The sequence below is a fragment of the Comamonas sp. CMM02 genome, assembly GCF_014851485.1.
Lineage (GTDB): Bacteria > Pseudomonadota > Gammaproteobacteria > Burkholderiales > Burkholderiaceae_C > Comamonas > Comamonas avium.
Genome location: NZ_JACUZW010000001.1, coordinates 712,077 through 736,745 on the forward strand (window position 1 = coordinate 712,077; position 24,669 = coordinate 736,745).

Consider the following 24,669-nt stretch of genomic DNA (forward strand, 5'->3'; position numbering starts at 1 on the left):
TATGGAGAGCTGCGTATGACACGCAAGCGGGGCAACCTGCGGTGGTGGCTGGCGACGGTGGCTGGCGTTATCGCCGTGTGTGTAGGGCTGGCTTTGGGGTTTTGGCAGCTGGAGCGCGCAGCGCAGAAAACCCGGCTGCACGATGCCATGCAAGCGCAATCGAGCACAGTCACCTTGGACGCCCGTGCCGTGCACGACCAGCTTGCGCTGGGAGATGCAACGCTGACCCACTGGCTGTATCGCCCGATTGCATTGCACGGCCAGTGGATGCCTGCACACACGGTGTATCTGGACAACCGGCAAATGCAGGGGCGGCCAGGCTTTTTTGTTTTTACGCCACTGCAACTGGCCAGCGGTGAGGTGGTACTGGTGCAGCGCGGCTGGATTGCGCGCAACTTTCAGGACCGGCAATTGCTGCAAGCCATTGAAACCCCCGCGGGTACCGTAACGGTTGAAGGCCAACTGGCTGGTGCGCCCGGGCGTCTGTATGCCCTGGGTGAAGGTGATGCACCCGATGCACACAACCCTCACATTCGCCAGAACCTCAACCTGACGGCTTATGCACAAACCACAGGTTTGCCACTGTGGCCTGTCACGGTGGTACAAACCGGCGCAGCCAGCGAAGGGCTGTTGCGTGCGTGGCCACAGCCCAGCAGTGGTATTGCCACGCACCAAGGTTATGCTTTCCAATGGTTTGCCATTGCAGCCGTACTGGCTGCCATGGTGCTGTGGTTTCAATTTTTGCGGCCTGCCCGCACTGCCCGACAACGCCATGCCGCACCAAAAAGTTGATTTGCTCCCCTTGAACTTGACCGTGCACAGCACGCCCAGCATGCAAAGCTTGTCGCAAGGCGTGCAGGCCGTTGAGACCCAGCGCAAAGGGCGCTGGAAAATGTTTGCAGTGCTGCTGGTGTGTGCAGCACCGGTGATCGCTTCTTACTTCACGTATTACGTCATCCGGCCCGAAGGTCGGCGCAATTTTGGCGAGCTGATTGAGCCGCAAAAAGACATGCCTGCGTTGATGGCCAAAACGCTGGAAGGGCAAGAAGTTCCTCTGTCGCAGCTCAAAGGACAGTGGCTGCTGGTCAGCACCTCGGGTGCTGCCTGTGCAGCGCAGTGCGAAACCCATCTGTATTTGCAGCGGCAACTGCGTGAAGGATTGGGCCGTGAGAAAGAGCGGCTGGACTGGGTGTGGCTGGTGGCAGATGGGCAGCAGCCCGCTGCGGAGCTGAAAAAGGCTTTGCAGCCAGCCCAGGTTCTGCAAATCGATGCCACTGCGCTGCAAACATGGCTGCAACCTGCTGCAGGGCAGCAGCTTTCAGATCACTTGTACGTGATCGATCCGCTCGGGCACTGGATGCTGCGCTTTCCTGCGAATCTGGACAAAACCAGCGCACCGAAAGCCAAGCGCGACCTGGAGCGTTTGCTGCGCGCATCTTCATCCTGGGATCAGCCCGGACGTTGAGCATGCACAAGCTTGCGTGAATGAGGCATTTGCGTTTGCGGTTATGGTTATGGATTGATTGACTGAGATTGCCATGCAAAGAAGACATGCACTACAGACCTTGATGGTGGGAGCCTCTGCCATCGGTGCTGCCACCGTTTTGATGGGTTGCAAGCCCAAACCGATCAGCTTTGAAGGCGTAGACATCACTGGCGCCGAATACGGGCAAGACTTCCCGCTGCCGGATGCCTATGGCAAGCCCCGTTCAGTCAGTGAGTTCGCGGGCAAGGTGGTGGTGGTCTTTTTTGGCTATACCCAGTGTCCGGACGTCTGCCCCACTACCTTGCAAGAGCTGGTAGAGGCCAAGGCCATCCTGGGTGAGCAGGGCGATCGTTTGCAGGGCATTTTTGTTTCGCTTGATCCAGACCGCGATACGCCAGAAGTGCTGCGTGCCTACGCTGAAGCCTTTGATCCGCAAATGGTGGCGCTGACAGGCTCGCATGAGCAAATCACTGCGGTAGCCAAAAACTTCAAAGTGTTCTACAAGAAAGTAGAAGGCAAGCAGCCCGGCAGCTACACCTTGGACCACTCCGCAGGCCTGTATGTCTATGACCCACAAGGCAAACTGCGTGTGTATCAGCGTTACGGTCAGGGCGCGCAGATTTTGGCCAAAGATGCCAAGGCGCTGCTGGACGAAGCCAAGGCTTAAGCTGACGCCGAAAGGCCATCAATCGGGCTACGTAGTTTGTCGCCATGCGTCAGCGCTGCCTGCATGCAGTGCGGGAACATAAAAAAAGCCACCGAAAGGTGGCTTTTTGCTGAGGCGAAGCTGGTTACTGGTTGCTGATCTTTTGTTCTTTGATCAGTTTGCTCAATTCTTCGGTATCTTTTTTGATGCGGTTGGCCAGGCCTTCGGGTGAGGTTCCCACCGTTTGCCAGCCCTGCTGAAACAACTTTTGGCGCACCTGCGGCGTGCGCGCAATCTCTACCAGAATGCCCGCCAGTTTGGTGCGAATGGCTTCAGGCATGGCATAGGGCGCAGCAAAGGCATTCCAGATCTGTAAATCGAAATTGCTGACCCCCGCTTCTGCCAGGCTGGGTACGCCGGGTGCCAGTGCACTGCGCCCGCTGGATGTGACGCCAATCAAACGCAGCTTGCCAGCTTGTGCCTGAGCCATAGCCAGCGCGGGAGGCAGCAGCGCCATTTGCAGCTGGCCGCCCATCATGGCCGTGGCCACTTGCGGGTAGCCGCTGTAAGGCACGTGAACGGGTGCAATACCGCTGCGTGTTTTGAGCAGCTCAGTGCCCAAATGGCCGATGGTGCCCACACCAGGGGTGCCGTAGCTCCACTTATCTCCCGCCTGCTTGGCGGCAGCGAAGAAGGCTTTGGCGTCGGCGTCTTTGGCAACGCCGGGTTGTTCCAGCGGAGCGGTCAGCACCAGCGGAGAGATGCCGATGAGCGTCAAAGGTGCCAAGTCCTTGAGCGGGTCGTAAGTGGTAGCCGGGTTGAGGATTTTGGCAATCGTCATGTTGCCATTGATCATCAGGCCAATGGTGTGGTTGTCGCTAGCCCGTGCAACTTCTGTGGCACCAATGTTGCCGCCCGCACCGACCTTGTTTTCCACAATCACAGGTTGTCCAAGTATTTTGGACAAGGGCTCAGAGAACGTCCGGGCTGTGAGATCGGGCGAAGACCCTCCAGGAAAACCCACCACAATACGCACCGGTCTGGTGGGCCAGGTGTCCGCCGAAGGGCTTGCAAACACAGAAGTGGTGGCAGCGGCAGCAACCAGGGCTGAGCTTGCAGTCAAAACCGTACGGCGGGCAATCTGGTAGAGAGAAGTCATATCGCGTGGTGCAGAAAATAGTGAGGAGTGAAGACGCCACTTCCCAAGAAAAAAGAAAGCCCGGAAATTATCCGGGCTAGTCTGAGCAGCAATCTGGTCTTTTTCAGGCAGACAGCGCAGGAAGATGATTAAGCAAACTCCACCAGCGCTTTTTTCATCTTTTTCATAGCTGCCACTTCAATCTGGCGAATGCGTTCGGCACTGACGCCATATTCAGCAGCCAGTTCGTGCAGTGTCATGCCGCCAGAACCATCGTCGTTCACCTTGAGCCAGCGCTCTTCAACGATGCGGCGGCTGCGGTCATCCAGCATTTCCAGCGCTTGGCTGATACCGTCGGTTGCCAACATATCGCGCTGGCGTGTCTCGATCATGCTGGTAGGTTCATGCGAGGCATCTGACAAGTAGGCAATCGGGCCGAATGCATGCTCGCCATCATCGTTGGGGCTGGGGTCCAGCAAGACATCACCACCAGACAGACGTGTTTCCATCTCCATGACTTCTTCACGCTTGACGTTCAGCTTGGCGGCCATGGCGTCGATCTGCTGAGCTGTCAGCGTTTCACGCTGGATCAGTTCATCGTCCATGGCAGCATCGGCCTGCATACCCTGCTTGAGTGAGCGCAGGTTGAAGAACAGCTTGCGCTGGGCCTTGGTGGTGGCCACCTTGACCATGCGCCAGTTCTTCAGAATGTACTCATGAATTTCAGCCTTGATCCAGTGCATGGCGTAGCTGACCAAGCGCACATTCTGCTCGGGGTCAAAACGCTTGACGGCCTTCATCAGGCCAACGTTGCCTTCTTGAATCAGGTCGCCATGTGGCAAGCCATAGCCCAGGTACTGGCGCGAAATGGAGACCACCAAGCGCAAGTGCGACATGATCAGGCGCCCGGCAGCATCCAGATCGTTGTGTTCTTTGAGTTTGTGGGCGTACTCTTGCTCTTCCTCTGCGGTGAGCAGAGGCAAGCGGTTCACCGCAGTGATATAGGCATCCAGATTGCCTAGCGGCGGAACCAGCGCCCAAGGATTCGCAGGAGCCAAAGCAGAAGCAGCAAGTGTGCTAGTTTGGGTTGTCATTGCATTCCATCCTTTCATCCATCGCTTCATATTAGCACTCTCTGTGATTGAGTGCTAAATCAAAAGTTCCCCTAGATAATGGCGGTCTTCGAGAGCGCATGGGCTACCGATTGGCAGCAAATGTATAGCTGTGTGTTGCTGAGTTTTTCACGATAACAACGCTTTTATTTTGCAAGTTGTTGAATTTTTTCGGTGAATAGGGTTTTTGTCGCGTGGTTCTGGCTGTCTTGTGTCTGGGCGCCAGCAGGCCCTTGCTGCTTGTCACAAGCACGGGTCTTCAAAAAACAAAGTGATGTTCTTTGCTGTCTGAAGACCCGCTGCTATGGCGTTCAGCGAAGGATCAACCCCATTTCATTTCGCCTTTGGCGACCTTTGCGCCTATTTGCAGGGCTGGAGCCAGGCCTGCGGCGGGGTAGCGTTTGCTCATGGCTGCGATCAGCGCATCGCTATGCGGCGCTTTGGCAAGCTCTTGCTCAAACGCTAGCAGGTACTCCCGGGTGTAGTTCACGGCAGAGATATCCAGCGCGCTGTTGTTGGCCATGTGGCCGGGCACCACTGCGGTGGGCTTGCGCGCAGCAATGGCATCCAGGTTCTGGATCCAGGCAGCACGTGACGCGGGTGTCGGGGTATCTGCGGTCCAGACGTGCAGGCCCGAGAAAATCAGTACACCACCGAATACGGCATTCAAAGAGGGCACCCACAGGTAGCGGCGGTTGCTCATGCCCTGGGCCTTCACAATTTCGATGGTCTGACCTTCGAGTTTCAGCGCAGGGCCATCAAAGGCTTCAGGAAAGATGATGTCGGTCAGTTTTTGCGGGCCATTTTCTTTGAGCTGGGGCGCCCATGTATCAATTTTCTTTTGTGCATTGGAGCGGATTGCGGCAATGGTTTCGGTAGCGGCAATGACTTTGGCGTTTGGAAATGCTTGCTTGATAGGCCCAAGGCTGAAGTAGTAGTCGGGGTCACTCTGGCTGATGTAGATCGTGGTCAGTGTCTTGCCCGAGGCTTGGATGGCCTCTGCCACAGCACGGCCATCAGGCAGTGAGAAGCCTGCGTCGATCAGGATGGCCTCCCGGGCACCGGACAGCAGCACGGGAGCCCGGAAGAAACCTTTTTCGCCCGCAGGCAAGTGTTTCCATTGCAGTGGGGTGCTTGTGCTCGATAGGGCTGTGCAGCCTGCCATGGCGATGGTGGCACCGGCGGCTGCGGCGGTTTGAACAAAATTTCGGCGGTTCATCAGGGTGCTCCTTTGGTCGATGTGGATAAAGAGAGAAGGCCTCAGGCTGCAGCCAGCTGGTCTACGAAGGTCTGCGGGTTGGAGAGTGCTGCGTTTGAAGACATCAACTGGCGATGTCCATTCATCTCCACAATGAAGGCAGGCACACCACGTGCCCCAAATTGCGCAAGCAGTGTTTGCGCTTGTGCAATGCGGGCGCTGTTGGCTGCGATCAGGCTTGCATCTGGCTGGGCCAGCAGTTTTGCGGCGTCTTCAAGGCCAAGCGCATGGAGTAAAGATGCCAAGGTGCCAGGCTGCGTGATGTCGAGCCCGTCCACGTAACGTGCCTGCTGGATGGCTTTGAGTGCATGCCCCTCACGGCAGGGCGCTGTCAGGGCCACGGCCGTCAAAGCCAGCGTGGCAGGCGCGCTGTCAAACATCTGCTGGTTGTCGGTCAGCACTTCATGGCGGTAGCGTTCGGTGAACCGCTGGCCTGTCAGCTGCTCAATGCGCTGGTCGTTGCTCCATGCGTAGGCCGCGAAATCCTCGCTCATCGGCCGTGCGCCTTCGCCAGAGAACAGTCCGCTGGGCAGCATTTGCAGCGCTATGTCTGTGCTGTCTGCCAGAGCTTGCACTGCGCCACCAGCGCCGTAGCACCACCCACACAGCGGGTCGTAGATGTAGTACAGGGTTTTGCGCATAAAAAGGCTCCGTTTCATTCAATGCCGTGATGGTAGAAGTCCTGCATTGATGAATAAAGGGTGGTGAAATAGATGGACCGTATGTAAAAAGCAAACAATATGGAAGCAACCGATCTGAGTAACTTTGCCAATCTCAAGCGACTGGCCTATTTCGCTGCTGTGGCGGAGACCGGCAGTTTCACGGCCGCAGCAGACCGTCTTGGCATTACCAAAGCCGTGGTGAGCCAGCAGGTGACGCGGCTGGAGAGAGAGTTCCGGACGACCTTGCTGACACGAACGACACGCAAGGTGGCACTGACAGCGGCTGGCAAAGGTTTTTATCAAAGGTGTGCGCTGATCCTCAAAGAAGCGAGCGATGCCTTTGAAGAGCTGGCCGAGGTAGCGGTAGAGCCTGCTGGGACACTGCGTTTGACCGCACCGCTGGACTACGGCATCACCACGATCGTGCCGGCCATTGCTGAATTCACACGGCGCTTTCCGCAATGCAAGGTCGAGGCAGCGCTCAGCGACCAGTCCCTCGACCTCATGTCTGGGCAGGTGGAGCTGGCAATTCGCGTGGGCTGGCTGACAGACCTGCATTTGCAAGCACGGCAAATCGGGACATTTCGGCAGCTGCTGGTGGCTGCCCCTGGCTGGCTGTCGCAAGTGGCACGGGTGACTGCGCCGAAAGACATTGAGGCACTGCCATTTGTGGCCAATACGGCATTGCGTGACCCCACACGCTGGAGTTTTTCGCACCCTGCGCTAGAGCCTCAGAGCGTTGTTGTTCACCCGTGCATTTATCTGGATGCAACGCTGGCCGTGCGCGAGGCCGTGCGTCAGGGGGCGGGGCTGTCTATCTTGCCGGACTACATGGTGGCGCAAGATTTGGCTGACGCAAGCTTGACCCACGTCTTGCCTCAATGGGCGCTGCCCTCAGGGGGCATTCATGCCGTATTTCCGGCATCACGGTTTCGTCCAGCAAAGGTTCGGGCTTTTGTGGATCTTTTGCAGGAAAAGTTTTGTCTTTAGCCGTGCCAGACCCGCCCGTTTCAGCCCTCTTGATGATGCCAAGCCTTGTTCAGCAATGAATAAAATAATTTGTTGAAAGGTGGTGAATCTCTATTTAATCAACGATTTGTGTATTTTAATTATTTGTTAATACTTCCTTAATTATTATTATTTAATATCGCTGGTTTTGTTGAAAAATACAATAAAAACAATAACTTATATGATTGATGTGTGTCAATTTGAATAGGGTGCGAAGCATTTGAAAATCAGGGTATTCCTTCATAAAAGGATTTTCAAATGCATGAAAACCATATTAGTCCCACACCTTCGAATACAAAGCGGAGTTTCTTGCAAGAGTTGGTCGCTTTGGCCACCGGCTTTGGCCTGGCTGGTAGCGCTAACGCTGCGCAGCCGGAACCGGACTTCCAGCCACAGCGCCGCCCCGGCATGCAGGGCAAGCGTTTTGGCATGCTGGTTGACATGCGTAAATGCATTGGCTGCCAGGCATGCACCGTCAGCTGCTCTGTAGAAAACTTGCCCCCTATTGGCCAGTTCAGAACGACAGTGTTGCAGTACGAGATCAGCCAGCCAGGGGCCAGCGCTCCTGCCATGGTGAGCTTGCCGCGCCTGTGCAACCACTGTGACAACCCTCCCTGCGTTCCTGTTTGCCCGGTGCAAGCAACCTTCCAGCGCACGGACGGCATCGTCCTGGTGGACAACGAGCGCTGCGTGGGCTGCGGGTACTGCGTGCAAGCCTGTCCTTACGACGCGCGCTTTATCAACCATGAAACGCAGACTGCCGACAAGTGCACTTTCTGTGAGCACCGGCTGGAAGCTGGGCTCTTGCCTGCATGCGTAGAGAGCTGCGTGGGCGGGGCCCGCGTGATTGGTGACCTGAACGATCAGGGCAGTGAAATCAACCAGCGCATGGCTGCACACAAGCAGGACATCAAGGTGCTCAAGCCAGACATGAAGACAGAACCACGTGTTTTCTACATTGGTTTGCCCAACGAGTTTGTCAACGGTGTTGACGGCCAAGCCAGCGTGCGCCTTCTCTCCGATCACTGAAGCCTTGGGAGTGTCTTATGCAAATCACTGAACTCTTGACCCCGCATTACGAAGTGGCCTGGCTGCCCTGGGCTGTCCAGTATTTCTTCTTGGTGGGCGTGGCCACAGGTGCCGCACTGCTGGTTTCGGTATGTGCTTTTGGTCAACGCGGTAGTGCCATGCAGCGTCTGCTGCCCGTGGCTGTGTTGACGCTGGCTGTAAGCACCTTGGCTGCACCTGTTTCGTTGCTGGCGGATTTGCACCAGCCCGCACGCTTCTGGCATTTTTATGCCCACTTCACGCCTTGGTCGTGGATGTCGCGTGGTGCGGTGCTGTTGCCACTTTTTGTGGGAATAGCGCTGGCCTTTTGTGCCGCATGGTGGCTAGGTAAAACCCGCTGGATGCGTGGACTGGTGCCATTGCTGCTGCTGTCTGCGCTGTCGATCACTGTTTATTCCGGCGCGGAGCTGATGGTCATTCGTGCACGTCCCTTGTGGAACACCCTGTGGGTGCCGGTGAACCTGGCCTTGACAGGATGGCTGGCCGCAGTGGGCGTGATGCTGGTGGTCGAGCGCTTTTTGCCCGCCAAGCTGCGCCCCGATGCAAGTGCCCTGCAAGTGCTGCGCAGCATTGGATTAGGGGTTGCTGGCTTGCTGTTGCTGGTGGTGCTTGCGTGGGCCTTGTCTGGTGTTGTGGGCTGGAGCCCATCCTTTAACGAAGCTTTGCGACTGTTCAGTGAATTTCCTGTGTGGCGCATGACCATGCTGGGGTCGGCGGTGTTTGGCGCTGTGGTGGTGGGGGCGTTGCTTCGTGGCAGGCAGCGTTTGAACGCCAGTGGTTACACGCTGGTGCTGGGCCTGGGCCTGGCAGCTGCAGCCTGGGCATTTCGCTGGGCTTTGTTCATGGGCATTCAAGGCGTGCCTAAGTTTGGAGCAGGTCTGTACCTGTACCACATGCCTTTGGGGGGCGATGGCCTGCTGGGCATGCTGGGTGTCGCTGGCCTGTGTGTGGCTTTGGTGGCGATGGCAACTTGGGCACTGGAAGTCTTTCCTGAGCGCCACCCCCAGACCGCTTGAGCAAGCTTCATAGGTTTGAAGCCAATTCAGCCTTTAACGCAATATTGACGGGCACTTGCAGTTATTGAACTTTTGCAGGTGCCTGCCCTGAAAGGGCAGACCATGACTGATAAAAAACATTCTTCCGAACAATTCAACGAACCCGATGTAGCGCGCCGGCGCATGCTGCTACGCGGCGGTGCCGTGGCAGGCGGTCTGGCTGCTTTTGCGGCAGGCTACGGTGAAACGGTGGTTAAAACCGCCAAAGGCTTGGTGGCTGGCACCTCGGGTGTGCCCACAGCCAGTGCTACACGTGGCAACTCGCTTACCCCAGAGTTTCGTATCGATCCTTTGACTGGCCAGCTCACCACCCAGCCGGGGCAGGTGGTCAGCCCATCGTCATGTCTGGGGTGCTGGACGCAGTGCGGCGTTCGAGTGCGTATCGACACCGAAAACAACCAGATCCTTCGAATTGCTGGCAACCCTTACCACCCGCTTGCAACCACCAATCCCGCTCCCATGGAAACACCGGTGCGCGAGGTGTACGCCATGCTGGGGGGCGACCATGGTCTGGAAGGGCGCGCCACCAGCTGCGCGCGTGGCTCTGCCATGCTGGCCCACCAAACTGCTGCACATCGCGTGCTCACGCCGCTCAAACGCGTAGGGCCACGCGGCTCTGGCCAGTGGAAAAGCATTTCGCTTGAGCAGTTGGTGCAGGAAATCAGCGATGGGGGCAACCTGTTTGGCGAAGGCCATGTCGAAGGTCTGCGTGCCATTCGTGATCTGGAAACACTGATCGATCCGAACAACCCGGAGTACGGCACCAAGGCCAATCAGTTGCTGGTAACAGATGCGTCGAATGAAGGTCGCACACCGCTGATCAACCGTTTTGCGCGCCAGTCATTTGGTACGGTCAATGTTTCCAATCATGGCGCTTACTGTGGTCAAAGCTACCGCGTAGGCACGGCAGCAGCCTTGGGCAATATTGCTGGCATGCCCCACGGCAAGCCCGACTGGCGCAATTCGCGGTTTGGCCTTTTCATTGGCACCGCACCGGCGCAGGCAGGCAACCCTTTCCAGCGGCAGGGGCGTGAGCTTGCAGATGCGCGCTCGCGCCAAGAGCAAACCTATACCTATGTGGTGGTCTCCCCCGTGTTGCCAACCTCATCGAGCTACGCCTCGGGTGATAACAACCGCTGGCTTCCCATCAAGCCTGCCACCGATCTGGCGCTGGTCATGGCCATGATTCGCTGGATCATAGAAAACGAGCGCTATGACGCCGATTTTCTGAGCCAGCCCGGCCCTGTGGCCATGGCTGCTGCGGGCGAAGCCTCATGGAGCAATGCCACGCACTTGCTGATCAATGATCGCAAGCACCCTCGCTATGGTCAGTTTCTGCGTGGGGCGGATATGGGCTGGCCCATGCCTGAGGCCGTTGACGAGAAGACGCCTGCTGAAGATGTGTACGTGGTTGAATTGCTGGATGGTCAACTTGCGCCACACACCAGTGCGCAGCCTGCACAGCTGTGGGTGCCTGAGCGCATGGTCAGCATTGCGCCAGCGCCAGACGCAGCACAGGGCGCAGCCGCAGCGGTGGCCGTATGCACCGCCATGGTCAAGCTGCGCGAGGAGTCGCAGCAAATGACACTGCAAGAGTATGCCGATCAGTGCGGCGTGCCTGTTGCAGACATCGAAGCGCTGGCGCAAGAGTTCACCAGCCATGGCAAGCAGGCGGTGGCCAACTCTCACGGCGGCACCATGAGTGGCGCAGGTTTCTACACAGCCTATGCCATTGCCATGCTCAACAACCTGATTGGCAACTTGAATGTCAAAGGTGGCTGGGTGCTGGATGCAGGGCCCTTTGGTCCGTTTGGCCCAGGTCCGCGTTATAACTTTGCGCAATTTCCAGGAGCGGTCAAAGCCGGCGGGGTCTCTCTGTCACGCACGCGTTTCCCGTATGAAAAGACCAGTGAGTTCAAGCGCAAAAAAGAAGCGGGTGAGAACCCCTATCCCGCCAAAGCACCTTGGTACCCAGCGCCAGGAGGGATGAGCAGTGAAATGCTGGCAGCGGGCCTGCTGGGCTACCCCTACCCCGTGAAGGCGTGGCTCAATCACATGAGCAACCCTGTTTATGCCATCTGTGGTTTTGAAAACACCCTGGTAGATGCGATCAAGGACCCGAAAAAACTGCCATTGTTCATTTCGGTTGATCCCTTCATCAATGAAACCTCGGCACTGGCGGACTACATCGTGCCTGATACGGTCACCTATGAAAGCTGGGGCATTGGCGCTCCGTGGGCCGACGTGGTGGCCAAGAGCAGTACGGTGCGCTGGCCTACTGTAGAAGCAGCAACGGCCAAGACGGTCGATGGCAAGCCCGTCAGTTTTGAGAGCTTCGTGTTTGCGCTGGCCAAGCAGCTGGCACTGCCCGGTTTTGGCAAAAATGCGATGTCTACCAAAGACGGCGAACCGCTGGATCTGGAGAGTGCTGAAGACTTCTACCTGCGTGGCATGTGCAATATTGCCTACCAGGCGGGCAAGCCTGTGGCGGAAGCCAGCGATGACGACATCGCACTGACCGGGCTAGATAAATGGATGCCTGCACTGCAGCAGCGCCTCAAACCCGAGGAAGTGCGCCGCGTTGCCATGGTCATGACCCGGGGAGGGCGCTTTGACAAGGTGGAAGATGCCTGGAAGGCTGACCACATCAAGGCGGTGCACAAGTTTCCAGTACAGATCTGGCATGAAGGCCTTGCCAAGATGCGCCATTCCATGACGGGTGAAAAATACACGGGCTGCCCGACCTGGTACCCCACACGCTTTGCAGATGGAAGCAGCATGCGTGAGCATTTCTCCGAAAAGGAATGGCCGCTTTCGATGAGCAGCTATAAATCCAATCTGATGAGCTCGATGTCGATTGCCGCTGCACGCTTGCGCCAGGTGCACCCACACAATCCGATCAGCATGAACACGGAAGATGCAGCGCGCTTTGGGATCGCCAATGGCGACCGTATTGAAGTGCGCACGCCTGGTGCCAAGCTGGAGGGGATGGCGCTGGTGCGCAGTGGTATTGCCAAAGGTGCGATTGCCATTGAGTACGGCTACGGGCATACGCAACTGGGGGCTGTTGCCCATGTTGTGGATGGCAAGCCCACACACACCAATCCACAGCACGGCAACGGAGTGAATCTCAACAGGCTGGGCTTTACCGACCCCACGCGGCCAGCCAAAGACAATGTCTGGATTGACTGGGTTTCTGGCGCTGTGGTGCGACAAGGCTTGCCAGTGAAGATCCGCCGTATCAGCTAAGCGCTGTTGGCGTACACCGCCGTTGAAAGGGCAGGCCAGTGAAGCCCAAGGGTTGCACTGGCCTGCTGTGCTTTGGATACAGTCCTTGCCATGCACGTATTAATTGTCGAAGACAACACGCTGGTTGCCCGTGGAATCAAAGCAGGCCTGGAGCTGCACGGGATGACCTGCGATATCGCCATGCACATTGCCCAGGCGCAATTGCTGATGGCTGCCTGCCAGTTTGATGTGTGTGTGCTTGATCTGGGTCTGCCTGATGGCGATGGACTGCAGCTGTTGCAGCAGTGGCGTTCCCGCACCCTGGATGTGCCTGTGCTCATCTTGACGGCGCGCGGCACTGTCGAAGACAAGGTGCTTGGCTTTCAGACGGGGGGCGATGACTATCTGGCCAAACCTTTTGATTTGCCAGAACTGGTGGTGCGGCTGCAAGCTTTGCACCGCCGTGCGGCAGGCCGCGCCAGTGATTGGCAGCAGTGGCCCGCCCTGCGCTTGAACCTTGCCACGCATGAGGCTTTTGTGCACGAGCAACCGGTAGAGCTTTCACGCCGTGAATGGGCCTTGCTGGGGGCGCTGCTGCAAGCCAATGGGCGTGTGCTCACCCCTGTGCAGTTGCACGACAGGCTGTACGGCTTTGAGCAGGATGTGGGCAGCAACACCGTGAATGTGCATGTCCATAACCTGCGCAAGAAGCTAGGGGCCGAGCTCATTGATACCGTACGTGGACTTGGCTTTCGTCTGGGGGCAAGCTACTGCAAGGACATGGCATGAAAAGTTTGCGCTGGAGGCTGCTTGCCACGCTGGGCATTGCCATCTTTGTGCTGTGGAGCAGCATGGCCGCCTGGATGTTCACCAGCATCCGGCGTGAATTGATCAGTGTTCTGGATGACCGGCTGATCGCTTCGACACGCATGGTGGCCGGGATTGTTCAGCAGTTTTCACACGAACAAATACAGTCAGCGAGCGTGCCAGGCAAACATGTGGATCTGACCTCGGTGATTGCCCGAGATGGTGTGGCATGTGAGGTCAGTCTGGTGCGCGCAGAGGTGGAATTGCTGCCGCTTGCGCGCACAGAAAACAGCCCTGGTTTTGATAGCCTGCAGGGCACAGGTTTTGGGCGCATCGACAAGGGTGGAAAGCTTTGGCGCACTTACGTTCTGGAAGAAAACGGTATCCGTATTGCAACGGCAGATCGTATTGATGTGCGAGAGGGGCTGGTTCAGTCGTTTGCCTACGCCATGGTGCTGCCGTTTGCCATGGCATTGCTGGGGCTGCTGGCCATCACGTGGTGGGCATGCACGAAGGGGCTGGAGCCGTTGAGGCGTCTGCAGCACACCCTGGCCAAACGACCTCCGCAAGATGGCACGCCGATTGAAGACGGCAGAGACATTGAAGAGCTGGCGCCCATGGTCAACAGCTTGAATGCGTTACTGCTGCGCATGAACGCAGCCATTGAGCATGAAAGGCGCTGGACTGCCGATGCCGCCCATGAGCTGCGCACCCCCCTGACCGCCATCAAGACGCATGTGCAAGTCACGCAATTGCTGGTGCAGCGTGAATTGAAACTCATGCCAGGACAAAGCTGTCTGGCAGCCGAGCAGATACAGCAGTCGCTGGAATACACCATGTCAGGCATCACACACATGCATGACACCCTGGAGCAACTGCTGATGCTGGCGCGGGTGGAAAGTGGCAGCGCCCTGGATACGCGCAAGCTCAGTGGCATCGCCATTGTTGGTGCTTTTGAGCGCGCTTGTGAGCAATCCCAGCAGCACGCGGCAGAACAAGGCCATACCGCCCAGCTTCAGGCGCACGTGTCTCCTGGCGCGCAACAGGACTGGCAGTCATGGCAGGTGGCATTGCCCGCGCCATTGCTGGTGTGTGCGGTCAGCAATCTTGTCGATAACGCATTGCGCCACCACCAGGGCCAAGAGCCCGTGACAGCGCATCTGGAGCTGCAGGAGCAGGCTGGCCAGGTTTGCATCAGCATTCGTGACCATGGGCCGGGCATGTCGCAAGCCGAGTGTGAACAGGCGTTGCGGCGTTTTTGGCGGAAAAACCCGTCCAGTCAGGGCAGTGGTCTGGGCCTGACGATTGTTCAGCGTATCGTGGACAGTGTGCAGGGGCACCTGACTGTGCAGCCAGCGCCGGGCGGTGGTTTGATGGTGCACTTGCACCTGCCCGTGGTGCTTTGCCAATCCGCAGAGTGCGCAGCCTAGAGCGCCACAGAAAATGAATGTGCACAAAATAAATGCGCACAAAAGCTATCCCCGCAAAAGCAATTCCTGCAAAAGCAATTCCCTCAAGGGGCCGGCCTGCACACAGCTGCTCAGCTGGCAGTGACGGAATGGCTGCTACAGGCCAGAGTCGGGAGCAGCCCCCCCTCCGTCTGGCCTGAGGCAGCAAGGCAAAGCGGTCATCAATCCCAGTCGGGTGCCAGACCTTCTGGCTTGACCTCGCGGCCATTGCGATCGAGCGTGGCAATCAGCGCCATGTCCTGTGCATCGAGCTTGAGGTCACGGGCCAGCAGGTTGCTGCTCAGATTTTCACGCTTGGTCGACGATGGAATCACCGCATAGCCCAGTTGCAGTGCCCATGCCAGCGCCACCTGTGCCACGGTAGCGTGGTGTTTTTCGGCAATCGTTGTCAGCACCGGGTCTTTGAGCACCTTGCCATACGCCAGGGTCATGTACGACGTCACAGCAATGCCTTGCTCTTTGAGATAAGCCGTCAGCTTGTGGCTCTGCAGGTAGGGGCTCAGCTCTATTTGATTGGTGGCAATTTCGTCTTTGCCCACCACGGCGATGGCCTGCTGCGTCAGCGCAATATTGAAGTTGGAAATACCGATCTGGCGTGTCAGACCCAGCGCCTTGGCTTCGGCCAGTGCTTCCATGTATTGGGGCAGTGGCACGCCATTGCCGGGTGCGGGCCAGTGAATCAGCGTCAGATCGACAGAGTCAGTACGCAGTTTCTCCAGGCTTTCACGCAGGCTGGATACCAGCATGGTTTTGGCGTAGTTGGCTGTCCAGATTTTGGTGGTGATGAACAGTTCGCTACGGGGAACGCCGCTTTCGGCAATGGCTTGCCCAACTTCGGCTTCGTTGCCATAGATTTGTGCGGTGTCGACCGCGCGGTAGCCTACGTCCAGTGCATTGCGCACCGAGTCAATTGCGCTCTGGCCGGTCAGGCGGAAAGTACCAACACCAAAGGAAGGGATGCCCATGGAAAACTCCTAAATGAGAAAAGTCAGTTGAGTGAAGAAAAAATGGCTTGAAACCAGACGCAGTGCGGCTGCGATCAATCCCGTGTTTCGCTATGAATGCCGGTGCGCCGGCTCCATAGTTGTTGATGAAGTCTGGGACTTCCTCCATATTTTTGAAACTGCAGCCAATGCCTGCGAAGGTGTGGCACCTGCAAAAAAAGTTGTTGCGGGCATGTCCATCGGCTTATGCGCATTGCTTTGCTTCGCGGCGGTGCATGCTGCCCAGCCATACCAGTGCCAGTCCGCCTGCGGCAAGTGCGGCCCCTACCCAAGGCACGGCCGCATAACCCAGGCCCTGACCAATCACCATGCCACCCAGTGCCGCACCGACTGCATTGCCCAGATTGAATGCACCGACGTTGACTGAAGAGGCCAGGCCAGGTGCCTGAGATGCTGCTTGCATCACCCGCATCTGCACAGGCGGTACGATGCCAAAAGCGGCGGCCCCCCAGAAGACCAGTCCGATAGCGGCCCCGGTATGGGTGGTCAGCAGCATGGGCAGCAAGAGCATGGTCAGTGCAAGGGTGGCAAGAATCAGCTTGGTGGCACCATCGAGTGACCAGTCAGCCAGACGGCCACCCAGGCTGTTGCCCAGCGTGAATCCAACGCCAATCAGCACCAGAGCGAAAGCCACAAAATCCGGGCTGGCCTGGGTCAGCTCAGTGAGCATGGGGGCAATGTAGGTGTAAAGCGTAAACATGGCGGCAGAACCCAGCACGGTGGTGCCCATGGCCAGCAGCACTTCTGGGCGTACCAGTACTTTGAGTTCGCGGCGCACATCGGGGCGTGTACCGGGCATGCCCTTGGGCAGGGCTGCCCACAGCGCTGCCATGGTGATCAGGCCCAATATGGCCGTGCCACCAAAAGCCACCCGCCAGCCCACTTGCTGGCCGATCCAGGTTGCAGCAGGCACGCCGCCAATATTGGCAACCGTCAGGCCCATGAACATGGCGGCAATCGCTCTGGCCTGCTTGTCTTTGGGCACCACGCTGGCCGCTACCACGGCACCGATACCAAAGAAGGCACCGTGGTTCAGGCTGGTAAACAGGCGTGACAACAGCAAGGTGGTATAGCTGGGGGCAAAGGCAGACAGCAAGTTGCCAATGGTGAAGATGAGCATCAGCGATATCAGCGCGGTGCGTTTTCCGAAGCGGCTGAACAGCAGCGTCATGACTGGCGCACCCACCATGACACCGATGGCGTAGGCAGACACCAGCATGCCAGCCGTGGGAATACTGACTTGCACACCATCGGCAATGACGGGCAGCAAGCCCATGGGTGTGAATTCGGTGGTGCCAATGGCAAATGCGCCAATGGCCAGAGCGAAAAGAGCAACTGAAGATTTCATGGGGCTCAGTGTGCCCGGTTAATATTTGTAGATTAAGCCTTGTATTCAATAAATTATTTTGAATTAAATTCAACAATGAAAACTACCCTGGATGAACTGCAAGCCTTTGCTGCCGTGGTCGATACGGGTTCGATCACTGCCGCCTCAGAGTTGCTGGGGCTGACCATCTCGGCCACCAGCCGCACGCTGGGCAGGCTGGAAAAAAAGCTGCAAACCACCCTGCTGCGGCGCACGACACGGCGGCTGGAGCTGACGGAGGAGGGGGCTTTGTTTTTGCAGCGTGCGCGGGACATCATTGCAGCGGTGGATGATGCCGAAGAGCAAATGGCCGCCAGACGCATCCGTCCTGCAGGGCGGCTGCGCGTGGATGCCGCCACGCCTTTCATGCTGCATGTGCTTGTGCCGCTGCTTGAGAGTTTTCGTGACAGGTACCCCGAGGTAGAGCTGGAACTGACATCCAACGAAGGTTTTGTGGACTTGCTGGAAAAGCGCACAGATGTGGCGTTTCGCATCGGCGCACTCAAAGATTCCACGCTGCATGCACGCCCTGTCGGCATGAGCCGTTTGCGCGTGCTGGCCAGCCCCGGCTATCTACAGCGGCACGGCACGCCCACTGCACTCGATCACCTGGGGCAACATACCCTGCTGGGGTTTTCTCAGCCTGAGACCTTGAACGATTGGCCTTTGCGTGATGCCGATGGCAACGTGCTGCACATTCAGCCCAGCGTTGCCTCCTCCAGTGGCGAAATACTGCGCCACATGGCACTGGCTGGGCTGGGCATTGTGTGCCTGTCAGATTTCATGACGCACCAAGATCGCAGCGCTGGCACGCTGGTGCCCCTTCTGGCACAACAGACGCTGGACGTGTGCCAGCCGATCAATGCGGTGTACTACCGCAATACGGCGCTGGCAGCGCGCATTACCTGCTTTGTAAATCACGTGGTGGAGTCACTGGGCGAGCGCCCCTTCTGTGAATGAAGGGCTCTTTTTGCCCGTGCGTCATCTGTGTGGCCGCATCGGTGGCATGCCCTGTTTCGCTCTACACGCGGCTGGAAGGCTCTCTGGCGTGCTGTACTGATTTTGTACTGATCTAGAGGGGGCCACGCGCCATCTATGATGGCGTAGCTTTTTTTCGAGTTTGCCTGTGAATTCTCCCTCTCGGCCTGTGGCCTACCTTTGTCTGGCGCTGAGCATGGCGCTGGTTGGCAGCTATGTGGCGCTGTCCAAGCCGCTGGCGGCATTGTTTCCGGTGCTGCTGCTGGCCTGGCTGCGTTTTGGTATCGGGGTTGTTGCGATGGCACGCTGGCTGCGCAAGCAACCTGATGAAGCGCCACTGAACGGCCGCACCAAGCGGTTGCTGTTTCTGGAATCTTTCTTTGGCAACTTCTTATTCACGGTGTGCATGGTCACGGGCGTGAGCTTGACCAGTGCTGTTACTGCAGGCGTCACCATGGCGTCCATTCCCGTGGCGGTGGCAGTGCTGAGCTGGCTGATTTTGCGTGAGCAGATTGCCCGGCGCACCTGGGCTGCTGTGGCGCTGGCCGTGGCGGGCATTGCCTTGTATGCCGTGGCCAAGCCACAAGATGCCGCAGCAGACCAGCCTTATGCATGGCTGGGACAACTGTTATTGCTGGCCGCCGTGCTGTGTGAGGCCATGTACGCCGTGATCGGCAAGCAGCTGACCGCCACGCTGTCCCCCAAGCGCATCAGCGCCATCATCAATCTGTGGGGTTTTTTACTGTCAACCCCGTTCGGGCTGTATCTGGCGTGGCAATTTGATTTTGGTGGTGTCAGCCTGTCCATGTGGACGCTGCTGCTGTTTTACGCCTTGGCAGCCTGTGTGTGGACGGTCTGGCTGTGGATGACCGGGTTGCGTGTCGTACCGGCTGCACAGGCCGGTATTTTTACGGTCATGCTGCCCATCAGCACTGCCCTGGTCGGCATGCTGGTGCTGGGTGAACACATCAGCCAGCTGCAATTGCTGGCGCTGGGCGTTGCGCTGCTGGGCGTACTGGTGGCGACATGGTCGGTCAAGCCCCGCAAACAGCCGGTCAACCACATCTTTAAGCCATGACATTGCCCCTCTTACTCGCACCGGTTGCCATCGTGACCACCACTGTGGGCACGCAGGCCCAGGCCCAGCAACTGGCGCAAGACGCCATCCACAGCAACCTGGCCGCCTGCGCGCAACTGGAGGCAATCACTTCGCACTATCTGTGGCAGGGCCAGCTGGAGCACAGTGCCGAATGGCGCGTGGTTTTCAAAACCGTGCCCGATGCGGTGCAGGCACTGTGGCAGTGGCTGCAGGCTGCCCACCCTTATGAGGTGCCGCAACTGTTGCTGCGTACCGAGCAAGCCGATGCCGCTTATGCCGCGTGGGTGAATGCCAATGTTGTAATAAATAAGAGCTACTAACGCTTATACAACAACGATTTCAGTATTAAAACTATCTGAAAACGTTTGTGGCTGTGCGTTGGTAGCTCCTAAAAACAAGAGCCCCGCAATGCGGGGCTTTTGTTTGGACGGGCATCAGCCTTAAGCCAGCAGGGCCTGGGCAAACTCTTTGGCGCTGAAGGTTTCCAGGTCTTGCACTTTCTCGCCCACTCCGATGAAGTACACGGGAATGGGGCGCTCTTGTGCAATCGCAGCCAGCACGCCGCCCTTGGCGGTGCCGTCCAGCTTGGTCACGATCAGGCCGGTCAGGCCCAGCGCCTCGTCAAACGCCTTGACCTGGTTGAGTGCGTTCTGCCCCGTGTTGCCGTCAATCACCAGCAGCACCTCATGCGGCGCAGAGCTATCGGCCTTGCTGATCACGCGCTTGATTTTTCTCAGCTCTTCCATCAGGTGCAGCTGCGTGGGCAGGCGGCCTGCGGTATCTACCAGCACCACATCTTTCTTGCGGGCCTTGCCAGCGCTGACTGCGTCAAAGCTGACTGCAGCGGGGTCGCCACCGGCCTGGCTGATGATCTCCACGGTGTTGCGCGTGGCCCAGACACCCAGCTGCTCGCGCGCAGCTGCGCGGAACGTGTCGGCAGCAGCCAGCAGTACGGACTGATCGTTGTCGGCCAGATGTTTGGTGAGCTTGCCAATGGATGTTGTCTTACCTGCACCGTTGACGCCGGCCACCATGATCACGGTGGGCGTGTGCTTGCCGATGGTCAGAGGCCTTTCCAGGGGTTGCAGCAGATCGGCCAAGGCATCGGCGAGCAGCGCTTTCACGGCGGCAGGATCGGAGGCTTTGCTGTCTTTGACGCGATGTTTGAGGTCATCGAGCAGATGCATGGTGGCTTTCACACCGGTATCTGCCATCAAAAGGGCGTCTTCCAGCTCCTCATATAAGGCATCATCAATCTTGGTCCCGGTAAACACGGTGGTGATACTGGAGCCCGTTTTGCGCAGGCCTGCTTTGAGCCGGTCCATCCAGCCTTTGCGCTCGCCAGCCGCTTCGGGCTTGGCTTGCGGTTCAGGGGCTTGCTCAAAGACTTCGGACTCTGGTGCGACACTGGCAGGAACTTCTTCCTTGTCACCCATTCCGAAGGTATTGCGCAGCCAGCCACCGACAGCGTCGGTTTTGGCAGCGGGTGCAGATATCTCCTCGTGCGCGGGGACAGAGGTGGTAGGTGCGACGGTCTCAGACTGCGCAAGCGCAGGAGCCACGTCGGCTTGTGGGACTTTTTTCTTGAAAAAACTGAACATTGGCGGGTTCTTAGAATCCTGCATTCTATGAAACGAACTTTATCCCTCCTAGTGCTGGTGGCCAGCCTGAGTGCCGCGGCCGAGAATTCGGTGCCTGCTGGCACGTTGTCGTCATCTCTGGCCGAGTGGGCCAGCACCTCTGCGGCCAGCCCGGCCACGGCGGTGCAGCAGTTCACGCTGGGCAATGGCATGCAGCTCATCGTGCAGCCTGACCGCCGTGCGCCCACAGCCGTGCACATGCTGTGGCTGCGCGTAGGGTCCATGGATGAAGTCGATGGCACCACGGGTGTGGCGCATGTGCTGGAGCACATGATGTTCAAGGGCTCTGAAAAACTGGCTCCGGGTGAGTTTTCTCGCCGTGTGGCTGCTTTGGGCGGGCTGGAAAATGCCTTTACCAACCGGGATTACACGGGCTATTACCAGCAAATTCCCTCCAACCGTCTGCGCGACGTGATGGAGCTGGAGTCCGACCGCTTTGCGCACAACCAGTGGCCCGACGAAGAGTTCGCCAAGGAAATCGAGGTGGTCAAGGAAGAGCGGCGCATGCGCACCGAAGACAACCCGCGCTCCATGCTGTTTGAGCAGTTGTCGGCCACGGTCTTTCAATCCAACCCTTACCGTCGCCCCGTGGTGGGCTGGATGAGTGACCTCAACTCCATGACGGCAGACGATGTGCGCAACTTCTACCGCCAGTGGTATGTGCCCGCCAAGGCGGCCATCGTGATTGCCGGGGATGTGGATGTGGAGCAGGTCAAAGCCTGGGCAGAAGCGACCTATGGGCAAATTCCTGCGCGAGCTGCCGTACAGAGCAAACCACAGCAAGAGGCGCAGCAACTGGGGATTCGCCGCATTGAAGTCAAGCAACCTGCTGAGCAGGCTTTTGTGGCCATGGCCTTTCGCGCGCCGTCCATTCGCAACGTAGAAAATCTGGATGCCCAGGACAAAGATGCACTGGCCTTGCTGGTGCTGTCTGCGGTGCTGGACGGCTATGACGGCGCCCGCCTGGAGCGTGCTCTGGTGCAGGGTCAAGAGCGTGTGGCAGACAGCGCCAGCAGCTCGGCCAGCATCATGGGCCGGGGCCCCTCGGTGTTTGTGCTCTCGGGGGTACCCGCCAAGGGCAAGACTGCGGCGCAGCTGGAGCAGGCCCTGCGTGCCCAGGTGCAGCGCGTGGCCAAGGATGGCGTGCAAGCGACGGAGCTGGAACGTGTCAAGACGCAGTGGATGGCTTCGCAAGTCTACGAGCGCGATTCGGTGATGGGTCAGGCGCAAGGTCTGGGCAACTACTGGGTCATGGGCATGCCCACCAATGCCGATGAATTGCTGGTCAAGGAATTGATGAAGATCACCGCAGCCGATGTGCAGCGTGTGGCCCAGCGGTACTTTGGCGATGACCAGATGACCGTGGCTACCCTGGTGCCCCAGCCGCGCGCAGCCGGCCAGGCCCCCCGTCCCGCCCAGGGCGCAGCCAGCGATACGCTTGAGCATTGAAAGTGATGACAATGAAAACAAAAACCATAGCTGCCAGCGCCTGGCTGGCTTTTACTGTTTCCGGCTTTGGCATGGGCTCTGCATGGGCCATATTGCCTATCCAGCACTGGCAGCAGCCTTCGGGTGCCAAGGTATGGCTGGTAGACAGCCCCAGCATCCCCATGGTGGACATTCAGGTGTCCTTTGACGCCGGTGCACGCCGTGACCCGCAAAGCAAGTCAGGTCTGGCTACGTCGGTCAGCCTGATGACTTCCAAAGGCATCAAGGCCGATGGCAAACAGCCTGCGCTGGATGAAAACGGCTTAGGTGAGGCCTGGGCAGATCTGGGCGCCGGCTTTGGCGCCAGCGCCGGGCAGGACAGCTTCAGCTACACGCTGCGCAGCCTGATGGTGCCCGATCTGCTCAACCGTGCAGTGGATTTGGCTTCGCGCCAGATGGCCCAGCCCAGCTGGCCTGCACAGGTATGGCTGCGCGAGCGCGCACGCTGGAGTGCGGCAATTGCCGAGTCCAATACGCGCCCCGGTACGGTTGCCCGCCGTGCCTATGTCGAAGCGGTGTATGGCGGCCACCCTTATGGCATGCAAACCACGGCTGCAACGCTCAACCATATCCAGATCAAGGATATGCAGGCTTTTCATGCCAGCGGCATTCAGGCGTGCCGCGCCAAGGTCAGTGTGGTGGGCGCTGTGGACAAGGCGCAGGCCGATGCACTGGTGACGCAATTGCTTTCGCGTTTGCCCAAGGACGATGGCAAGGGCTGCCAGCCCCTGGCGCCGGTGCCAGAAGTACCGCCACTGAAAGAGGCCAAGCTCATCCGCATTCCTTTTCAGTCTGCCCAGGCCCAGGTTCTGATCGGCCAGCCAGGTATCAAGCGCAATGATCCTGACTTCATGGCGCTATTGGTGGGTGACCACATTCTGGGCGGTGGTGGTCTGGTCTCGCGCCTGATGGAAGAGGTGCGTGAAAAGCGTGGCCTGACCTATGGTGTCTCCAGCGGCTTTTCTCCGGGGATGCATGCCGGTGCGTTCACCATCAGCTTGCAAACGCGCCCTGATCAGGCCGAGCAGGCACGCCAAGTGACACAAGAGACTTTGGCCCAGTTTGTGGCTGATGGCCCTACGGAGAAAGAACTGCGTGATGCCAAGGACAATCTGATCGGTAGCTTTGCGCTGCGCATCGACAGCAACCGCAAGCTGCTGGGCAATGTGGCCAATATCGCGTGGAATGATTTGCCACTGGACTATCTGGATCACTGGACCGCGAAGGTCGAAGCCTTGACCGTTGCCGATGTGCGCAGCGCCATCCAGCGTGTGCTCCATCCGGATCGCATGGTGACCGTGGTGTTAGGGGAAAAGAAATAATGGGTCGCAATAGTTATCGCAATATTGAACAGGCTTTGGCGGTGCAAGCCCGTCTGAAAAAACGCGAGGCGTTCAAACAGGCAGAGGCCGAAGTGCTGGCCGTGGCTGCGGGTAAAAAACCGGGCAGCAAATCCACCAAACCAGCCAAGCCGGGCAGTGGTGGTTCAGGAGAGATTCGCATTATTGGTGGCCAATGGCGCCGCACGCGTCTGGCTGTGGCTCAGCGCCCGGGTTTGCGCCCGACGCCTGATCGGGTGCGCGAGACCCTGTTCAACTGGCTGGGCCAGGACATGGCGGGCTGGCGCTGCATCGATGCGTTTGCAGGCACGGGTGCCTTGGGTTTTGAAGCTGCCTCGCGCGGGGCAGCCCAGGTGCGCATGGTGGAGCAAGATGCCGGCCTGTCACAGCAGCTGGAGCGTCTGAGCCAGCAGCTCAAGGCAGAAGGTGTGCATGTACAGCGCGGCGACGGTATCGGAGCACTGGGCCAGAGCACGCCCGGGCATTGGCACCTGGTGTTCATTGACCCCCCGTTTTCGGCAGAAGCCTTGTTTGCGCCGGCAGTGAAAGCGGCCGCGCTTGCCATCGCCGATGACGGCTTTATCTACCTGGAAGCGCCCAAGGCGTGGACAGATGAAGAACTGGCAGAGTTTGGTCTGCAGCAATACCGCTATCTCAAAGCGGGTGCCGTGCATGCCCATTTGCTTAAGAAGTTGCCAATTTAAACGTTGATTGGCTAAATAAATAGCTTCTAACGCTTGGTACACAAGCGCTAGAAGCTATTTTTATGGCCAAAATCCGCGCAGGCATAATGCAGCGCAATCGTTGAAGAACATGG

General features: G+C 58.2%; 22 protein-coding genes. 15 read left to right on the top strand and 7 right to left on the bottom strand.

Annotated elements, in window-relative coordinates; genetic code table 11:
• The first annotated feature begins 15 nt into the window (after nt 1–15).
• From IB213_RS03280 to IB213_RS03290, 3 genes are all read left to right on the top strand, one after another.
• The gene (locus IB213_RS03280; protein ID WP_192405378.1) at nt 16–792 is read left to right on the top strand and encodes an SURF1 family protein; all 777 of its coding nucleotides are present in this window, start codon (nt 16–18) and stop codon (nt 790–792) included.
• Nucleotides 773–1,465: a hypothetical protein gene (locus IB213_RS03285; protein WP_370551149.1), complete on the top strand. Its 693-nt coding sequence runs from the start codon at nt 773–775 to the stop codon at nt 1,463–1,465. Before IB213_RS03280 ends, IB213_RS03285 begins: the two co-directional genes overlap by 20 nt.
• A 73-nt stretch (nt 1,466–1,538) precedes the next feature.
• On the top strand, nt 1,539–2,153 hold the full coding sequence (locus IB213_RS03290; RefSeq protein WP_191723418.1) for an SCO family protein: 615 nt from the start codon (nt 1,539–1,541) through the stop codon (nt 2,151–2,153).
• 124 nt (nt 2,154–2,277) lie between these two features.
• Here IB213_RS03290 and IB213_RS03295 read toward each other — a convergent pair whose 3' ends face one another.
• The 4 genes from IB213_RS03295 to IB213_RS03310 all read right to left on the bottom strand — a co-directional run bounded on the left by IB213_RS03295 (nt 2,278) and on the right by IB213_RS03310 (nt 6,281).
• Nucleotides 2,278–3,291 (bottom strand): tripartite tricarboxylate transporter substrate binding protein, encoded by a 1,014-nt coding sequence (locus tag IB213_RS03295; RefSeq protein ID WP_192405379.1) that lies wholly within the window; start codon nt 3,289–3,291, stop codon nt 2,278–2,280.
• A 128-nt stretch (nt 3,292–3,419) separates the two neighbouring features.
• Nucleotides 3,420–4,364: an RNA polymerase sigma factor RpoH gene (rpoH, locus tag IB213_RS03300; RefSeq protein ID WP_191723420.1), complete on the bottom strand. Its 945-nt coding sequence runs from the start codon at nt 4,362–4,364 to the stop codon at nt 3,420–3,422.
• Between the two features lie 340 nt (nt 4,365–4,704).
• Complete coding sequence (locus tag IB213_RS03305) at nt 4,705–5,604, bottom strand: MBL fold metallo-hydrolase (protein WP_192405630.1); 900 nt, start codon at nt 5,602–5,604, stop codon at nt 4,705–4,707.
• A 38-nt stretch (nt 5,605–5,642) separates the two neighbouring features.
• Complete coding sequence (locus IB213_RS03310) at nt 5,643–6,281, bottom strand: DsbA family protein (protein WP_192405380.1); 639 nt, start codon at nt 6,279–6,281, stop codon at nt 5,643–5,645.
• A gap of 99 nt (nt 6,282–6,380) precedes the next feature.
• Between IB213_RS03310 and IB213_RS03315 the strand changes: the two genes are divergently transcribed.
• The 6 genes from IB213_RS03315 (at nt 6,381) to IB213_RS03340 (ending at nt 14,898) form a co-directional block, all read left to right on the top strand.
• Entirely contained in the window at nt 6,381–7,292 is a 912-nt protein-coding gene (locus IB213_RS03315) for a LysR family transcriptional regulator (RefSeq protein ID WP_192405381.1), read from the top strand.
• Nucleotides 7,293–7,568: 276 nt separating this feature from the next.
• Nucleotides 7,569–8,339, top strand: coding sequence for a sulfate reduction electron transfer complex DsrMKJOP subunit DsrO (gene dsrO / locus IB213_RS03320; protein WP_191723423.1), 771 nt, complete (start codon nt 7,569–7,571; stop codon nt 8,337–8,339).
• Between the two features lie 17 nt (nt 8,340–8,356).
• Entirely contained in the window at nt 8,357–9,394 is a 1,038-nt protein-coding gene (gene nrfD / locus IB213_RS03325) for an NrfD/PsrC family molybdoenzyme membrane anchor subunit (protein ID WP_192405382.1), read from the top strand.
• A gap of 102 nt (nt 9,395–9,496) precedes the next feature.
• Nucleotides 9,497–12,682 carry a tetrathionate reductase subunit A gene (locus tag IB213_RS03330; RefSeq protein WP_192405383.1) on the top strand — a complete coding sequence of 1,062 codons (3,186 nt, stop codon included), beginning with the start codon at nt 9,497–9,499 and terminating at the stop codon, nt 12,680–12,682.
• 90 nt (nt 12,683–12,772) lie between these two features.
• The gene (locus IB213_RS03335) at nt 12,773–13,450 is read left to right on the top strand and encodes a response regulator (RefSeq protein WP_192405384.1); all 678 of its coding nucleotides are present in this window, start codon (nt 12,773–12,775) and stop codon (nt 13,448–13,450) included.
• Complete coding sequence (locus tag IB213_RS03340) at nt 13,447–14,898, top strand: ATP-binding protein (protein WP_192405385.1); 1,452 nt, start codon at nt 13,447–13,449, stop codon at nt 14,896–14,898. Before IB213_RS03335 ends, IB213_RS03340 begins: the two co-directional genes overlap by 4 nt.
• 200 nt (nt 14,899–15,098) lie before the next feature.
• On the opposite strand, the gene dkgB is transcribed toward IB213_RS03340, so the two are convergent.
• Complete coding sequence (dkgB, locus tag IB213_RS03345) at nt 15,099–15,902, bottom strand: 2,5-didehydrogluconate reductase DkgB (RefSeq protein WP_192405386.1); 804 nt, start codon at nt 15,900–15,902, stop codon at nt 15,099–15,101.
• Nucleotides 15,903–16,125: 223 nt separating this feature from the next.
• A complete protein-coding gene (locus IB213_RS03350; RefSeq protein WP_192405387.1) occupies nt 16,126–17,289 on the bottom strand; it encodes an MFS transporter in 1,164 nt (387 codons plus the stop codon).
• A 75-nt stretch (nt 17,290–17,364) separates the two neighbouring features.
• Between IB213_RS03350 and IB213_RS03355 the strand changes: the two genes are divergently transcribed.
• The 3 genes from IB213_RS03355 to cutA all read left to right on the top strand — a co-directional run bounded on the left by IB213_RS03355 (nt 17,365) and on the right by cutA (nt 19,704).
• On the top strand, nt 17,365–18,267 hold the full coding sequence (locus tag IB213_RS03355) for a LysR family transcriptional regulator (RefSeq protein ID WP_192405388.1): 903 nt from the start codon (nt 17,365–17,367) through the stop codon (nt 18,265–18,267).
• A 166-nt stretch (nt 18,268–18,433) separates the two neighbouring features.
• Nucleotides 18,434–19,363 (top strand): DMT family transporter, encoded by a 930-nt coding sequence (locus IB213_RS03360; protein WP_192405389.1) that lies wholly within the window; start codon nt 18,434–18,436, stop codon nt 19,361–19,363.
• Nucleotides 19,360–19,704 carry a divalent-cation tolerance protein CutA gene (gene cutA / locus IB213_RS03365; protein WP_192405390.1) on the top strand — a complete coding sequence of 115 codons (345 nt, stop codon included), beginning with the start codon at nt 19,360–19,362 and terminating at the stop codon, nt 19,702–19,704. Before IB213_RS03360 ends, cutA begins: the two co-directional genes overlap by 4 nt.
• Before the next feature lie 120 nt (nt 19,705–19,824).
• Here the strand turns inward: cutA and ftsY are convergent, their stop codons facing one another.
• Nucleotides 19,825–20,985, bottom strand: a complete 1,161-nt coding sequence (gene ftsY / locus IB213_RS03370; protein ID WP_191723433.1) for a signal recognition particle-docking protein FtsY — start codon at nt 20,983–20,985, stop codon at nt 19,825–19,827.
• A gap of 27 nt (nt 20,986–21,012) precedes the next feature.
• Between ftsY and IB213_RS03375 the strand changes: the two genes are divergently transcribed.
• From IB213_RS03375 to rsmD, 3 genes are read left to right on the top strand one after another with little or no spacing between them, the layout of a single operon-like run.
• Nucleotides 21,013–22,473 (top strand): pitrilysin family protein, encoded by a 1,461-nt coding sequence (locus tag IB213_RS03375; protein WP_192405391.1) that lies wholly within the window; start codon nt 21,013–21,015, stop codon nt 22,471–22,473.
• Nucleotides 22,474–22,484: 11 nt separating this feature from the next.
• Entirely contained in the window at nt 22,485–23,834 is a 1,350-nt protein-coding gene (locus tag IB213_RS03380) for a pitrilysin family protein (RefSeq protein ID WP_191723435.1), read from the top strand.
• Nucleotides 23,834–24,556, top strand: a complete 723-nt coding sequence (rsmD, locus tag IB213_RS03385) for a 16S rRNA (guanine(966)-N(2))-methyltransferase RsmD (protein ID WP_191723436.1) — start codon at nt 23,834–23,836, stop codon at nt 24,554–24,556. Before IB213_RS03380 ends, rsmD begins: the two co-directional genes overlap by 1 nt.
• Nucleotides 24,557–24,669 lie beyond the last annotated feature (113 nt).